15 protein-coding genes are annotated in these 14,344 nt (G+C 60.9%); 7 read left to right on the top strand and 8 right to left on the bottom strand.

The window, feature by feature from the left end:
• Positions 1 to 8 precede the first annotated feature (8 nt).
• The 3 genes from B9Z51_RS17350 to B9Z51_RS17340 all read left to right on the top strand — a co-directional run bounded on the left by B9Z51_RS17350 (position 9) and on the right by B9Z51_RS17340 (position 5,069).
• Positions 9 to 1,550 carry a branched-chain amino acid ABC transporter permease gene (locus B9Z51_RS17350; protein WP_233255029.1) on the top strand — a complete coding sequence of 514 codons (1,542 nt, stop codon included), beginning with the start codon at positions 9 to 11 and terminating at the stop codon, positions 1,548 to 1,550.
• Between the two features lie 30 nt (positions 1,551 to 1,580).
• Positions 1,581 to 3,914: a N,N-dimethylformamidase beta subunit family domain-containing protein gene (locus tag B9Z51_RS17345; protein WP_108376427.1), complete on the top strand. Its 2,334-nt coding sequence runs from the start codon at positions 1,581 to 1,583 to the stop codon at positions 3,912 to 3,914.
• Between the two features lie 105 nt (positions 3,915 to 4,019).
• Entirely contained in the window at positions 4,020 to 5,069 is a 1,050-nt protein-coding gene (locus tag B9Z51_RS17340) for a LuxR C-terminal-related transcriptional regulator (RefSeq protein WP_158272922.1), read from the top strand.
• Between the two features lie 16 nt (positions 5,070 to 5,085).
• Here the strand turns inward: B9Z51_RS17340 and B9Z51_RS17335 are convergent, their stop codons facing one another.
• The 7 genes from B9Z51_RS17335 to B9Z51_RS17305 are packed head-to-tail and all read right to left on the bottom strand — an operon-like array spanning position 5,086 to position 9,957.
• Positions 5,086 to 6,051, bottom strand: a complete 966-nt coding sequence (locus tag B9Z51_RS17335) for a helix-turn-helix domain-containing protein (RefSeq protein WP_108376425.1) — start codon at positions 6,049 to 6,051, stop codon at positions 5,086 to 5,088.
• Between the two features lie 30 nt (positions 6,052 to 6,081).
• Complete coding sequence (locus B9Z51_RS17330) at positions 6,082 to 6,567, bottom strand: cytochrome C (RefSeq protein WP_108376424.1); 486 nt, start codon at positions 6,565 to 6,567, stop codon at positions 6,082 to 6,084.
• A gap of 49 nt (positions 6,568 to 6,616) precedes the next feature.
• Positions 6,617 to 7,054 carry a cytochrome c gene (locus B9Z51_RS17325; protein WP_108376423.1) on the bottom strand — a complete coding sequence of 146 codons (438 nt, stop codon included), beginning with the start codon at positions 7,052 to 7,054 and terminating at the stop codon, positions 6,617 to 6,619.
• Positions 7,054 to 7,593: a methylamine dehydrogenase light chain gene (locus B9Z51_RS17320; protein ID WP_108376422.1), complete on the bottom strand. Its 540-nt coding sequence runs from the start codon at positions 7,591 to 7,593 to the stop codon at positions 7,054 to 7,056. The genes B9Z51_RS17325 and B9Z51_RS17320 overlap by 1 nt, the downstream gene beginning before the upstream one ends.
• 27 nt (positions 7,594 to 7,620) lie before the next feature.
• Entirely contained in the window at positions 7,621 to 8,199 is a 579-nt protein-coding gene (mauD, locus tag B9Z51_RS17315; protein WP_369959530.1) for a methylamine dehydrogenase accessory protein MauD, read from the bottom strand.
• Positions 8,200 to 8,222: 23 nt separating this feature from the next.
• Complete coding sequence (locus B9Z51_RS17310) at positions 8,223 to 8,747, bottom strand: MauE/DoxX family redox-associated membrane protein (RefSeq protein ID WP_108376420.1); 525 nt, start codon at positions 8,745 to 8,747, stop codon at positions 8,223 to 8,225.
• Between the two features lie 10 nt (positions 8,748 to 8,757).
• A complete protein-coding gene (locus B9Z51_RS17305) occupies positions 8,758 to 9,957 on the bottom strand; it encodes an amine dehydrogenase large subunit (protein WP_158272921.1) in 1,200 nt (399 codons plus the stop codon).
• A 359-nt stretch (positions 9,958 to 10,316) separates the two neighbouring features.
• Here B9Z51_RS17305 and B9Z51_RS17300 point away from each other — a divergent pair, with 359 nt between their 5' ends.
• From B9Z51_RS17300 to B9Z51_RS17285, 4 genes are read left to right on the top strand one after another with little or no spacing between them, the layout of a single operon-like run.
• A complete protein-coding gene (locus B9Z51_RS17300) occupies positions 10,317 to 11,387 on the top strand; it encodes a DUF6352 family protein (RefSeq protein ID WP_108376418.1) in 1,071 nt (356 codons plus the stop codon).
• A 22-nt stretch (positions 11,388 to 11,409) separates the two neighbouring features.
• The gene (locus tag B9Z51_RS17295) at positions 11,410 to 11,634 is read left to right on the top strand and encodes a hypothetical protein (protein WP_146187805.1); all 225 of its coding nucleotides are present in this window, start codon (positions 11,410 to 11,412) and stop codon (positions 11,632 to 11,634) included.
• The gene (locus tag B9Z51_RS17290; RefSeq protein WP_108376416.1) at positions 11,631 to 12,332 is read left to right on the top strand and encodes an aspartate/glutamate racemase family protein; all 702 of its coding nucleotides are present in this window, start codon (positions 11,631 to 11,633) and stop codon (positions 12,330 to 12,332) included. Before B9Z51_RS17295 ends, B9Z51_RS17290 begins: the two co-directional genes overlap by 4 nt.
• 23 nt (positions 12,333 to 12,355) lie before the next feature.
• Positions 12,356 to 12,970 (top strand): CDP-alcohol phosphatidyltransferase family protein, encoded by a 615-nt coding sequence (locus B9Z51_RS17285; RefSeq protein WP_108376415.1) that lies wholly within the window; start codon positions 12,356 to 12,358, stop codon positions 12,968 to 12,970.
• Here the strand turns inward: B9Z51_RS17285 and B9Z51_RS17280 are convergent.
• Positions 12,960 to 14,189, bottom strand: a complete 1,230-nt coding sequence (locus tag B9Z51_RS17280; protein WP_108376414.1) for a Fic family protein — start codon at positions 14,187 to 14,189, stop codon at positions 12,960 to 12,962. The two genes, B9Z51_RS17285 and B9Z51_RS17280, sit on opposite strands and share 11 nt — an antisense overlap.
• Positions 14,190 to 14,344: the final 155 nt, after the last annotated feature.

Raw genomic sequence — 14,344 nt, 5'->3', positions numbered from 1 at the left:
ATTTCCGTATGAACAACAGCAAATCCTCTCCGGTCATGTACCTGGTGGGCCGTCGTCGGTGGTGGCCCGTTCTAGGGGGGCATGGCGAGAAACTTTGGCATCGCGTGCGTTACCCGTTCACACGCCGCACGGTGTTGCAGGTGCAAGGGGTCTACAACCCCAAGACACTGGCGCGTGAGAAAAAAATCATCAACAAAAAGCCGATTTGGTGGGCTTTGGGTCTGGCCGCCTTGGCTGTGCTGCCACCACTGGCCAGTGTGGGCTTGGAGAGCAACAGCTTGCTGTCTGCGGCAGCCATTTTTGCGCTTTATGCGGCGATCAATCTGGTCTGGATGCTGATCATCGGGACGGCCGGCATTTTTTCATTGGCCACTTTGGCGGTGGTGGGCTCGGCTGCTTACAGTGGTGCCTGGTTATCGATCACTTATGGCTTGCCATGGTGGGGGATGATCGGTGTGGGTGGGGTTGTGGGCTTGTTGGCGGGGGTGGTCATTGCCATACCGGCCACACGGCTGGAAGGTTTTTATTACGCCTTGCTCACCCTGGGCTTGGTGGAGTTGTGCCGCGTGTCGGTGGTGCAATCCAAAGCCCTGGGTTCGGCAACCGGGGGCTTGTATGGTGCCGACAGTTATGTGCCCGACAGCTTCAGTGAAATGGGCGAACTCATGCTGGGTTACTACGCCTGCTTGGGGGTGATGTTGCTGGCGTTGGCACTGTACCGCGCTGTCAATGGTCAGCGACTGGGGCGCTTGCTGCGTGCCGCACCCGAAAAACAAGAAGCTTTTGCGCAAGCGGTGGGTATTGACTTTCGGCGCGCCCGCATCGAGGTTTTTTTGATCTCGTCTACCGCTTTGGGCCTGATCGGCGGGTTCTATGCCAGCCATTTCAAAGGCGCATCGCCTTCGCTTTTTGGCATGGACAACTTGCTGCTCTTGCTGGCCATGATCGTGATCGGTGGCCTGGGCACCGCCGAAGGGGCAGTGGTCGGCACTTTGCTGGTGGTGGGCATTGACAAACTCCTGGTCGACCTGGGGCCGATGCGACTGGTGTTGATTGGCATGCTGATGTTGGCCACGGTTTTGTTGACCCGCAATGGCTTATTTGGCATGAAAGCCCAATTTGAAGCTTGGCGAGATCGCATTCGTAGCCAGGCACGCGCCAGCCGTTCTGAACATGGAGGAGAAGTCATGCCTGAAGAAGCCGTCGATATTCATGACAAAAGCATCATTGCCCATCGCCGCTTTGACAAGCGCACGCGAGATGCCCTCAAGCAGCGGGTCACCCCGGAGGTGATCGAGGAGCACCGCGTTTGTCCGCGTGGTCAGCACAGCGACGATTTGATGCGTTTGCTCAACTATTTCAGGGTCGCTTCACTGGTTGATAAATACGCCCTGATGGCCGAGGAGCCATTCAAGTGTTATCGCGTGATTGCGCTGTCTGGTGTGCGCGGTGTGCCACCACGCAGGGTGGACGACAAAGCCTACAGCGACCTGGATTCGGCCTATCACGCAGTCTTTCTCAAGCGCTGCCAGGACTTGCTCGAATCCTGAACCTTATTCTTCATCTGGAAAGCACATTACATGGCGCAAATTCGCATTCATGGCTACACCGACAACCTGTCTGTCAAAGCAGGTCACAGCGTCACCGCGCACATCAGTGCCGAGGGCATCACACAAGTGCAAGCGCAACTTGTGCGCCTGATTCATGGCGATGAAAATCCACAAGGCCCCGGCTTCATCGAACAGGAAATGGAGGCCGATATCAACCGGACTTGGCCTGTGCAGCGTCAATATGTGCAAGCGGGCAATTTTTTGAGGGTGGATGATCCGCAAGGCCGCTTGAATGCCCCCGGTGCCATCACCTTGCATGCGTTCATTTACCCCACGGCGCCCGCACCCGGTCGCCAGGTGATTCTGGGCAACTGGGACATTGAGCGCCGATGTGGTTATGCACTGGGCCTCAATGGACAAGGGCAGCTGGAATTTTGGTTGGGCGACGGTCAGCAAGTGGATTCAGTCACGGCTGAAGTACCTGTTTTGGCGAAAATCTGGTACTTCGTTTCAGCCACCTACGACCCGGTCAGTGGCGTGGCCACTGTGCACCAGGAGGCGGTGCTCAACCGCTACAACTCTTTGTTGTCCAAGATCGTGCCCATGGACTACCACTCGCATGTGCAAACGCGTTTGCGCGTCGGTGCGGGGGTGGGCACCGGGTTCTTGATCGCGGGCGCGCATGACCGCAATCCGGCGCGAGGAAACTTTGTCGCGCAATGCTTCAACGGCAAGATTGACCGCCCGGGCGTGGTGGGGGCAGTTGCCTCAGATGACATGCTGTCCCAATTGCGCACAGGCCACCCCACGCACCACACGGCGACCTTGGCGTGGTGGGACACCAGTGTGGGTTACACCGATCATGGCATTGGCGAGACGGTTCACGACAGCGGCCCCTACCAATTGCATGCCCAGGGCATCAACTGCCCGGTGCGTGGCCAGACCGGATGGAACTGGAATGGACGCAACGACTGTTATCGACTCTCGCACCAAGAGTATGGCGGCATCGAATTCCATGAAGACGCCATGACCGATTGCCAATGGGCGCCGACATTCAGCTTCCTGGTGCCCGCGAGTTTGCGCAGCGGGGTCTATGCGATTCGATTGCGCCCGACCGACGAAGACAATCACCCCGACGCAGGCGCCATGGCCGAGGAGTATTTGCCCTTGTTTGTCCGCGCAGCCCAACCCAAAGCTGCGCTGGCCATGCTGATTCCTACTGCCAGCTATATGGCCTATGCCAATGCCCAGCTGACTTTTGAAATCCCCGTGGCACAGTCCATCACGGCTTGTGTTCCGGTGTTCCAGCCTCAGGATATTGACTACTACAAAAACGGATTGGAATTCGGTCTGTCCACCTACGACAGTCACCGCAGCGGCCATGGGGTTTGTTACACCTCGCGGCGCAGACCCATCATCAACATGCGGCCCAAGTGCCGCATGCCTGGCGTGGCTTGGCCTTGGCAGTTTCCAGCCGATTTGTCCATCATCGCCTGGCTCGAAAAAATGGGTTACGACTACGAAGTGTTGACCGATGATGATTTGCATCACGAGGGCGTTGCAGCACTCAAACCCTACAAAGCCGTGATCAACGGCACCCATGCCGAGTACTACTCGGAACCCATGCTGGATGCCACCGAGGATTACCTGGCCGAAGGGGGGCGCATTCTCTACCTCTCGGGCAATGGCTATTACTGGGTGGTGGGTTACAAACCGGACATGCCCTGGATCATGGAGGTGCGCAAACTCGAAGCGGGCTCGCGTGCATGGCAGGCGCGACCAGGTGAGCATTACCTGGCCACCACGGGTGAGCGCAGCGGCCTGTGGCGTCACCGCAACCGTGCACCGCAAAAGCTCGTGGGCACGGGCTTTGCGTCAGAAGGCATGGACGAGTCGGTGCCCTTTCGCCGCATGCCCGACAGTTATCACAAAAGCGTGTCCTGGATTTTTGAGGGGGTCACCGAGGAATTGTTTGGCGACTTCGGACTGGGTGGCCATGGCGCTGCGGGCATCGAAATCGATCGTTATGACCTGACGCTGGGCACCCCACCCCACGCGCGCATTCTGGCCACCAGCGAGGGATTTTCCGACAACTACCCCTTGGTGCAGGAAGAGATCATGTACAACCACCCCGGCATGGGGGGGACGCAAAATCCCGGCGTGCGCTGTGACATCGTGTATTTCACCACTCCCCAAAATGGCGCGGTTTTTTCTCCCAGCTCCATCGCCTGGGGCCAGGCCTTGCCGTGCCGGGACTTTGACAACCCGGTGTCGACCATCATGAAAAATGTGGTGGATGCTTTTATCCAAGAAGGCGAGCTGCCCGGGATGGCTTACAGTGCCGAAGAAAAGCTCTGGCGCTGAACACCGCTGCCGCGTTGCGCGCCTGATACGCCCGGATCAACCCTGATGGACGCCCCGAAGCAAAAGGTGTTCAATTCAATGCCGATTCAACCGAGTCGTCTTGTGATGAATACAGAAACTTTTGGCAAAACCCTGTTGGAGTTGTACCGCATTTCGCGTTTGGCCCCGATTCAGAACTTCCAGCGTCTGGCCATGGACGCGATCAGTGCGCGCTTTGATTTCGATTCTGCCTGGTGGGGCATGGCATCGCAGCCTCTGGACGGTCAGCTAGAGGTTCATGCTTCATTGCCTTATCGCTTGCCCGCTTTTTACCCGGGCTTGTGGGACGACATCAAAGAACAAGACACGATTGCCGATGCGGCCATGCTGGAGCCTGGCACCTGCGTGAATTTCGGCCGCAAGCAGCTGTACGCTTCACCCGGACTGGCTTCACTGATGGCGCGTTTTGGCATCACCAGTTGTTTGTGCACGGTGACTTTGTTGCCTGAACTCAAACTCATGGCTTTTTTGTCCTTGTACCGCATGGAAGGCAAGCCCGCTTTTACCGAACATGAGCGACGCACCATGCAAATGCTCATGCCTCACCTGACGGCAGCGCTGTCGGCCAACTGGATGCTGCACCTGGAGCGTGTGCGTGCCAGCAATGCATCAGGGCGCGCCTCGTTGGGTGTGGTTGACAAACGAGGCATGCTGTATGTGGCCGATCAGGCCCTCACCGCCGCCTTGCGTCTGGAGTGGCCACAGTGGCGGGGGCCGCTCTTGCCCGAGCCTTTGGTGAGACATTTGCTGGCAGGTACACCCTACAGAGGCCAGCGCTTGAGCGTGCGTTTGCATTCGGTGGGTGACTTGTGGCTGATTGATTTGCGCCCAGTCAGCCATGTGGGCCGATTGTCGCCACGCGAGTCAGAAATTGCGCAGCAATTTTCGGCGGGGTCCAATTACAAGGAAATTGCCCGCGATTTGGGCATTGCACCGACCACGGCGCGTCACCACCTGCGCGAAATTTACCGGAAACTCGAAGTCTCTGACAAAGCTGAGCTGGCTCACAAACTCATGGACATGGGTCACGATGTGGACATCAATGTCGAAGGCTTGAGCATGTTTGAAGAACTACCCGGAGCGCCCATGGGCTTTGGCTGCCTGCCGGTGGAATGAGCGCACGCAGCGCGGCTCAAACCCAAATGGGCGGTGCGCCCGCAGGACTGGCCTTGAGGGTTTGAGAGGGCAACTCGCCAAACATGATTTTGTAGTGTCGGGTGAAATGGCTGGCACTGGAAAAGCCCAGATCGCAGGCAATGTCAAGGATGGCGGGGGCAACATCTTGTTTGAGCACACGGCGCGCTTCATTCAGGCGCAATGCGCGCAAATAGGCTTGTGGTGTGGTGTGCAAAACCTCTTCAAAACAGTATTGCAGGCTGCGCCGACTCGCATAGGCTGCTGCACAAATGTCGGGCACGCCGATGGCATCGTGCACATGGGCCTGCATGAAGTCGATGGCGCGCTGCACCACTTTGAGCCTGGAGTCAGCCCGGCGCGGAATGCTGGACGCCTGTTGTGCGCTGTGCATGGCCAACATCACGGTCTGGCTCAGGGTGGCGTTGAGTAACTCGGACTCCTGGGCATGGCTGTCCAGGATTTCCATGCCGCTTGCAGCATTCGCTGTGACCGCCAGCAGCATGTGCCGAATGGCACTGGCTGCATCCGCAGACAGATCGAGGTTGCGCACGCGCTCTGCCTGATGCAGCCATTCGAGTTTTTGGCTGGGCAATTGCTTCAAGTTGTCGCGGTGAACCGACAGGCCGATCAGGTCCAACGCACCGGCTGACACCAGATGGTGCTCATTATCGGCACCAAACACCAAGAGCGATTCGCGTGCCAGTGGGCGACCGGCAAAGCGCGAGCCCGGCTGCACCGCCAATGGAATGGCCAACACCAGATGATCGGGCGGTGGGGTGATTTGTTGGCGCAGGTGCAGGTTGCTCGATTCGCGCAGCAAGGCCCCTTGGTCCATGACCATTTGCCAGGCTCGGCCCTCAAAACGGCCACAACTGAGCTGCTCGTAGCGCTGCTGCCAGCCGGTCAAGGCGGCGGCCTGGTCCTGGGCATCGCAGGCGTGGTGTTCGTAGATTTTTGCCATGCGGGTTGTTTGGTGTCCTGCAGGCGCGGATCAAGGCGCCAGGGCCAATGTCAAACCAAGCTGCTGTGCACGGTGCACCAGCAAGCCACGGGCGGCTGACACATCCACCAAGGGGTTCAGGCGCGCTTGATGCACCTCGGCAGCATCATAGGCGCGGTGATTGGGTGGCATGGACGCATGAGCCAAGGTGTTCAGCACCCAGTTGGTGACCTCGGCCACTTGCGCATCGTTGAGGCCTGAGCCCATGACGCCGGGCACCTGGATCAGGAATTCGCGCCCGCCGGGCACCCGCAAAAACAGCCCCAACTGCCGCATGTCGGGCACGCGTGCGCTGATCGACCCACTGCCGTCCAGACTGTGGCAGCCCGCGCAGTGCAACACATACAGCGCACGCGCACTGTGGGTGGGCGAGATGGACGGTGCATTGGCGTGCAGCACCACCTGCCGCCCCAAGGTGGTGGCGATGTTGCCATGCACCTCGTGGGCGTGGGGGACTGAACTGGCGAAAAATCCCACGCCAAGACATGCCAGGCTTGTCAGTGACCAGCCCTTTGCTCGCATGGTCTTACTTGAGCAGCTGGGTGCGCAGGGCACGCGACTGAGGCGGGCTGCCTGCACTGGCGCGGACGCTGGCGAAGTCCTGTGCGCTGTAGGCTGGGCCAGGCCGCTCTTGCAGACCTTGCAAGTGCGTGGCAATGGCGGACAGTTGCTCATCGCTCAACTGCCCGGCAAAGGCGGGCATGCTGCCCACAAAACGCTGACCATTGACCACGATCGGGCCTGACAACCCATGCATGATCACCTGCGCCAGGTAATTGCGGTCTGTGCCCAGGCGCTGCCAGTGTTCCCCTTTGAGGGCAGGCGCCAGACCCACAGTGCCGCTGCCGTCGGCCTGGTGACAAGCGGCGCAGTGTTGTGAAAACAAGGCTGCACCATCTTCTGCGTGTGCCTGAGGTATGCACAGGCTCAGCCAGCTGGCCAGCCCCCACCAGAGTGCACGCATCAGGCCACTCCCACAATGATGGAGGTGGTGCAGTGGAACATGGAGCTGGTGTTGGCCATGCACCAGTTGATGTCGTTGTGCACCCCCAGGCGATAGCCGGGGCGCTCGCGCTCGTTGTTGTTGCACAGGCATTCCCCGCACGAGCCTTTGCCGCAGCAGTCGTTATAAGACACCAGGTAGTGGCGACCGTCTTGCGGGTTCAGGCAGGTGCCGACCCATGACACTTTGGACGCTTCCGTGCCCGGCGGGCATTGCGTGAGCGAGCCGCCACAGCAGGTGCACAGGTAGCCGTCAAAGGCGCAGTACCGCCAGTATTCGCATTGCGTGGGGTCCAGCGTCTTGTCGATCTTCTTGCCAGGCTCGGCCGCTTGCGCGCCCATGAACTGGCCGCTGCGGTCAAAGGGCAGCATTGGCAAGATGGCGCCACCGACCAGTGCCGTGCCCAGACGGGTGACAAAGCTGCGTCTGCCGTGCTGGCTGGCCACGGCGCGCACGCGCCGCTCAGTCAAACGGTCCAAGGTATTCAATAACCATTGCATGGGGAGTCTCCGGAATAAGGCCTGGCCTCAGGCTGCGTGGCCTTCAAGGTATTTCTGAATCGTGGGGGTGTCCATGTCATGCGCATTGAGCAAGCTGTCGAGCTGTTCACGCGAATTGACCAGCCCCTTGGCGCGCACAACGCCCTGGCGGTCCATCAGCACCGCATAAGGCAGTCGCGAAACGCGGTAGCTCATGCCCAATTCGGTGGACAAGAGGTAGGGCATGGATTCGAGACCTTGTGCACGCATGAACTGCAGGTGCTCGCCCTCCCCATCGCTGGCCAGCACCACGCGCAAGGCACTGGCTTCGTCACGCGCCAGATTTTTCAGAATGGGGATCAGTTTCTTGCACACCGGGCAAGTGGGCGCCAAAAAAAACAGCAGAGTGGGTTTCGCTTGGGGGCCACCGATCACCACCTGTTCGGACTGCAGGCCGGTGAGGTCAAAAATCGGCGAAGGCTGGCCCACGGCGGGACCCGCGTCGGTGACCAGGGCCCCCATGGGGGCCACCCGCTCAAACAGCACCCCCACCTGGCGCGACAGCGCCCACACCAGCAGTCCCAAGGCGAGTACGGCGATCCAAAGCAGCGCGACGGAGAGGGTCATGGCATCCATGAGAGTTAGTCCTTTTAAACGAGGTTGGGGCGGCGAGTTTGCCGCAGCACTTGGTGAAACGCGGCCCAGAGCAAGGCGCCCAGCAACACCGCCCCCAGGGTCACGCCATAGTCGGCGATGTGCATTGGGCGCGGAGCGAGAACCGCGCTGGCGGGCCAGCACAACAGCGCCAATGACAGGTTGCGCAGCACCAAGGTCCATGACAGGGGCAAGGGCTCGCCGCCGCAGCCGCAGTTCAGCTGGCGGCCTGCCTTGCGGTGCCAGGCCATGGCGGCGGCGTACAGCAGCAGCAGCGCGCAACTGCCGACTGCACCCCAATCTCGCCAGGGCGAGAGCAGCAGCAAGCCCAAGCCCATTTCGGCTGTAGGCAGAGTCCAGCCCAGCACCGCAAGCCAGGCGTCGGGCACCCGATAGGCGCTCAGGTGCTGCTCAAACAAAGCACGGTCCAGGTGTTTGACCAAACCTGCATGCACCATCAGGGTGGCCAGCCAGGCCGTTGGAATCCAGACGGCCAAAGGGTCGAGCGACATCATGTTCATGCCATGGGCCTCAGTCGTGCGACTCGATGTGCAGCGCCGCTTCGCCCGCTTTGGCCACCGTGGTCAGGTGCGTGAGCTTGCCCTTGCCTTGCCAGCGCCAGACGTTCATGGCGCCCGTCATGCCGTCCAGTGCCTGCAGACGTTCGCCATTGCGAGAAAAGGTCAAAGAAGCGGTGGCCTTGCCAGGGTATTTGGCCACCCGTTGACCGCTTTGAAGATCAAACACCCACAGCTGTGCCGCAGGGCTTTTGTGCGAACCTTCGGCCCCCTTGGGGTGCATGCCTGCCACCAACCAACGGCCACCGGGGTCCACGGCAAAGTTCTGATACCCGCCGGGCCGCCAGCCCGCCTTGCGGTCTGCGGCGTTGACCAGGGCTTGCTGGCGCACCACGCGTGCCACCGGGCCACTCAGGTCGAGTTCGGTCAACTGCCCCAGGAACGAGACAAACCAGTAACGGTCGCCCACCTGTTCGGCGTGGTGAAACCAGGCGTCGGTATCGGCATCAAAAAGTTTCTCGCTGACCTGGCGATCGGTCACCTGGCCTTGCTCGCTCAAGGTGACGGTAGCGACCTTGCCGTCGCCGCAGAGCATGGCAAAACGGTTGCCGTTGGCGGCGGGCAGGGTGCCCCAGCAACCCGGGGTCTGGATTTCATTGACCACTTGGCGTGCAACCAGATCAACCACGGTGATCGAGGTGGCCGGTGTGGCGTTTTGCACCAGCACGAAGCGGCCGCTGCCCGTGGCGCGCACCAGACCACGGTAGTTCAGGGCCTGGGCACGGCGCGGCGGCAGCTGCACTTCAAATTTGGGGGCCAAGTGGCGTGTGTCGTGCACTTCCAGCACATCGGTGCGTTCACCTCGCGTGCCCCGGCTGTAATAAGTGGTGGCCACATAAAGTTCGTCGGCCTTGGCGCTGAGCGTGAAATTGCCTGCAAAGCCGGTAGAAATCATGCCCAAAAAGCGGCCTTGCGTGGCATCAAAGACACGGATGCGCCCGTCCACAATGTGACTGATGGCCACATCGGCCACATACACCCGAGTGCTGGGGGCATCGGCCAGACTGGTGACTGTCAAGGTTTCGGCGGGCAATTCGGGCGGCACTGACTGGGCAGTTGCCGCGTGTGCGCTGGCCGCAAAGATCAGACTGCCTGCAAGAGCGCTCAGCACCCCCATCGACGGGCGTGCGCGGCTGGCTCCAAAAATGGTCATCATGTGTTCTACCTCCTGAATCCCGGGGGGAAAGGCCAGTCTAAAGCGTCCGCCCAGCAGTCACTATCATGAATCGGCAAAGAAGCCGCAAGCTGCCACAGGAGGCACCGATGGTTATGGGCGCTAGGCCCGCCAGCGATGGCTCATCCGAAGGAGGCGTTCCCACTGTGCTGCAAGCCGTACAAGTGCATTTGCCGGAGTGGATGGGACCTATTGATACCCGAGTGTTTCGTGGCGCTGGCGCTCGAAAAGTTCAAAGTCCTGCGCGCCGCCCATGGGGTCTGATTCGATCTGCGCCTGATCGAGTGGGCGAAATGGCATGATCAATGGCAAAACCATCTTCAGAAAAAAGGTAAACCATGCAGCACATCTGGACGGCTTGCGGCCACCCACACCTGACCCCCAACGAGCGGGGTTGGCTGGTGCCCAGTCCGGATTACTGGCGGCTGTGGCTGCAACGCCCCGAAATGGCGCTGGTGCCCGAGTCGTGCAAGGAAGAGGTGCGACTGCACAAGGCGTTGCTGGAGACGCCCTTGATGCAGGTTGCCACCACGAGCCTGAAAGCCTTCAAGGACGAAGACGCTCGCGAGAACTATGAACTGTTCCTGCGCTTTCGCGACGATGTGCAAAGCGCGGGCTCGCTGGAGTCGGCCTACATGGGCTGGATCCAGAGCGGCAACATCCAGCTGCCCCCGCTCTTCATCGACCTGGTGGTGCAGGCCATCGTGTGCCAAGTGCTGAGCAGCGTTGACGATGCCTGGGTCTGGCGATCGGCCGAGCTGTTGTTCAGACGCCAACGCATCACCGTGCGCGATGGCCGCGTGCTGTCGGGCGACAGCGACACGCTCGACCAATTGCAAGCTACCGGTGGCCTGGGCGAGATGGGCCGCTTGCTGATGGAGGGCGGTGCACCGCTCAAGGCCGTCGATGTGAAGGTGCTGCACCAGGACAACGAAGACCGTTACCTCGCTCAGCGCGAAGGCCTGGGCCGTTATGCCTTCTTGCTCGACATGACGCACGAGATTCAGAACGAGTTGCCGCACGGGCTGATCTTGAAAATGGTCAACGCCCGTTCGGGCCTCAAAGCGCTGGCCACGGTGCTCAGCCGTTGGGTGCAGCATTTCCTGGGCGTGTCGGTCAAGATCGAGCCTGTGCAAAAAGTCGACGACCCGGCCTGGCGCTGGCATGTTGGCCTGGACGTCACGGCCACGGCCTTGCTCAATGATTTGTACCAAGGCCATGAGCTGGACGCTCAACGCCAGCAGCAACTCATCAGCCTGTTCACGCTGCGCTTTGACCACCCGCAAGACATGCGGGCCGATGTGCAGGGCAAGCCGGTTTATCTGGGCTTGGCCATGAACGATCAGGGCTTGCTCAAACTCAAGCCGCAAAACCTCTTGCTCAATTTGCCCTTGGCCCGTGAGGTCTGAACCATGAACCTAGAAAACGCAGTTGACCGCTTTGAACCCGCTGGAAACCCTGATGTATCCTGAACTTTGTAAGCACGAAGACGCTCACCTGGTGGGTGGTACCGCTACGCACCCGATGGCACAGCCCTGGGGGGCACTGGCGGCGTTGCTCGTCGTTGCAGGGGTGCAGCCTGCGGCCTCCTCGCGCCTGGCCATTGCCCCCCATGGCAGTACCCTCGGGCGCGTTCAACTGCGTTTTCTAGGATGAAAACCATTGGACTGATCGGCGGCATGAGCTGGGAATCCACCGTGCCGTATTACCGGCAGATCAACGAAACCGTGAAGGCGCAACGGGGCGGATTGCACTCGGCCAAGTTGGTGTTGGTGAGTGTGGATTTTCACGAGATTGAGGCCCTGCAACGTGCGGGTGACTGGGAAGCCGCAGGCGCCGCGATGGCCCAAGCCGCACGCGCATTGGCCGCAGCGGGGGCCGACATGGTGGTGCTGTGCACCAACACCATGCACAAGGTGGCCCAGCACATCGAAGCGGCCGTGCGCATTCCGCTGCTGCACATTGCCGACCCGACAGCTGCCGCATTGCAGCAGGCCGGGGTGCAGCGCGTGGGCTTGCTGGGCACGCGCTTCACCATGGAGCAGGACTTTTACCGTGACCGCCTGGTGCAGCAGCATGGCCTGCAAGTGATCACGCCCGATGCCCCGCAACGCGACACGGTGCACCGCATCATTTACGAAGAGCTGTGCCTGGGCGTTGTGCGCCCCGAGTCACGCGAGGCTTACCGGCAAGTGATGGCCGCGCTGGTGGTGCAGGGCGCGCAAGCCATCATCCTGGGTTGCACCGAAATTTCTTTGCTCGTGGGTGAACAAGACAGTTCGGTGCCACTGTTTGACACCACCGCCCTCCATGCGCGTGCGGCAGCGATGCAGGCGCTGGCCACTCACATCTGAGACTTTGTTTACAAAGGCCACCCATGCTTGATCGCCACGCCCAAGCGCTGATGCGCCCATCCTTGATGGTGATGGGGCGCTGGCTGGTGCGCATTGGCGTGCGCCCCGATGCACTGACTTGGCTGGGTTTTGCCGTGGGCATGGCCGCAGCCGTGGCCATTGCGCTGCAAGCGTGGTGGTGGGGTTTGGCCCTGCTGCTGGCCTCGCGCCTGCTCGACGGACTGGACGGCACCGTGGCCCGATTGACCCAGCCCAGCGACGCAGGCGGATTTCTGGACATCACGCTCGACTTCGTGTTCTACGCCGCCATTCCCCTGGCCTTTGCCGTGGCCGATCCCCGTGCCAACGCGCTGCCTGCCGCCGTGCTGCTGGCCAGCTTCATCGGCACCGGCAGCAGCTTTTTGGCCTTCGCCGTGCTGGCCGAAAAGCGCGGCCTGCCAGACACCGCCATGCCCGGCAAAAGTTTTTACTTTTTAGGGGGCCTGACCGAAGCCACCGAGACCATCGCTGTCTTTGCCGCCATGTGCGTGTGGCCTGAGCACTTTGCGCTGTTGGCTTATGGCTTTGCTGCGCTGTGTGCGTTGACAACTGCGATGCGGATTGGGTGGGGGTATGGGCGGTTGAAGTCTAGAGTTTGAGGGTCGGCTGCTCCCAGCCCGGCACGTTGACTGCGTAGCGTGTGGCCTTGCCCCGGCCCTCAACCCGCAAAAGACCAAGGGCCAGCAGGTCGGCCAGGTCGCGTGTGGCGGTGGCTTTGGAGGCGCCGGTGATCTTGGCGTATTTCTCATTGCTCATGCCCCCCAAAAATCCGCCGCCTGAGCCCACATGCCCGGCTGCCAGCAGGCGCTCAAGTATCTTGCTTTGGCGAGGGTTGATGTGGCACTGGGCTGCCTGCTGCCGGAACTGAGCCTTGACCGTCGCGTCCCGCACCACGGCTTGGCTGGCTCTGCACGCGTGGGTAAAGGCCTGCACAAACCATTGCACCCACGGCGTAGCATCCAGGGTGCTGGCCTCGGGCGCAATGCCGCGCAAGCGCTGCGCGTGGTTGAGGGCATCGTAATAGGCGGCGCGGGTTTTGAGCATTTGGTGTGCCAAGCCGTACACCCGCACCAGTGCGGGGCTGGCTTGCGGGTCTTGTGCGTGCATGTCCTGCGCCAATGCCATGTCTGCCAGGGCGCGGCCCAAGCGGCCGTTGCCATCTTCAAAGGGGTGGATGGACTCAAACCAAAGATGCACCAGCGCCGCCCGTGCAATGCCGTTGATGGCGGCGTTTGTGGGAGCCGTGTCGGCAAACCATGTCAAAAAAGTGTTCAACTCAGCAGCCACCTGCGCCGAGGGTGGCGCCTCGTAATGCACCACCTCTCGCCCCAGTGCACCGCTGACGATTTGCATGGCATCGGCTTGATCGCGCAGTCGCCCCACGGCAATGCGTCTGATGCCCGAAGTCCCCCCCGGAAACAAAGCCGATTGCCAGCGACACAGCCTGTCCACATCGAGTGCCGCGCTGTGCCTGGCCAGTGCGTCTTGCATGACCTCCACCAATCCTTCCACCGAACGGTCCGCGCCGGGCGCATCGGCCAAGGCAAGCCGGTGCGCCACCGACGACCGCAAGGACGCCAGGTTGAGTTGTTCCCCCTCAATGGCGGCGGTGGCCAGTGCCTCTTGCACCCACAACTCGCGCTGCACCGCATTCGCCTGTTCCAGCCCAATGGCCCCCAACAGGCCCAACAAGCGGCCCTGCTCCAACCGGGCTTGATCCAGTGCGCGGGCGAGCGCTGTTGCATCGAAGGTGAGCTGCGGCCAAGCACGGTGTTGCCAGATGTAGCGCGGGTGTGTGGGGGGTTTGCGGGTGTCCATGCGCCGTATTTTGAACTATGCGGCTCAAAAATTGAGGCGTATGCGTGAAAATACGGCGCAAAGGCAGGCCAAGCAGCGCCCAACACCCGCCCGCAGGCAGTAAGTTCTTGCCCCGCACCCACCGACAGCGCCATAAGCGTTTATCGTTCACTGCC

The organism is Limnohabitans sp. T6-5, assembly GCF_003063315.1.
GTDB lineage: Bacteria > Pseudomonadota > Gammaproteobacteria > Burkholderiales > Burkholderiaceae_C > Limnohabitans_A.
The sequence above is the reverse complement of the archived record's forward strand: the minus strand, read 5'-3'. Positions and strand labels throughout refer to the sequence as shown.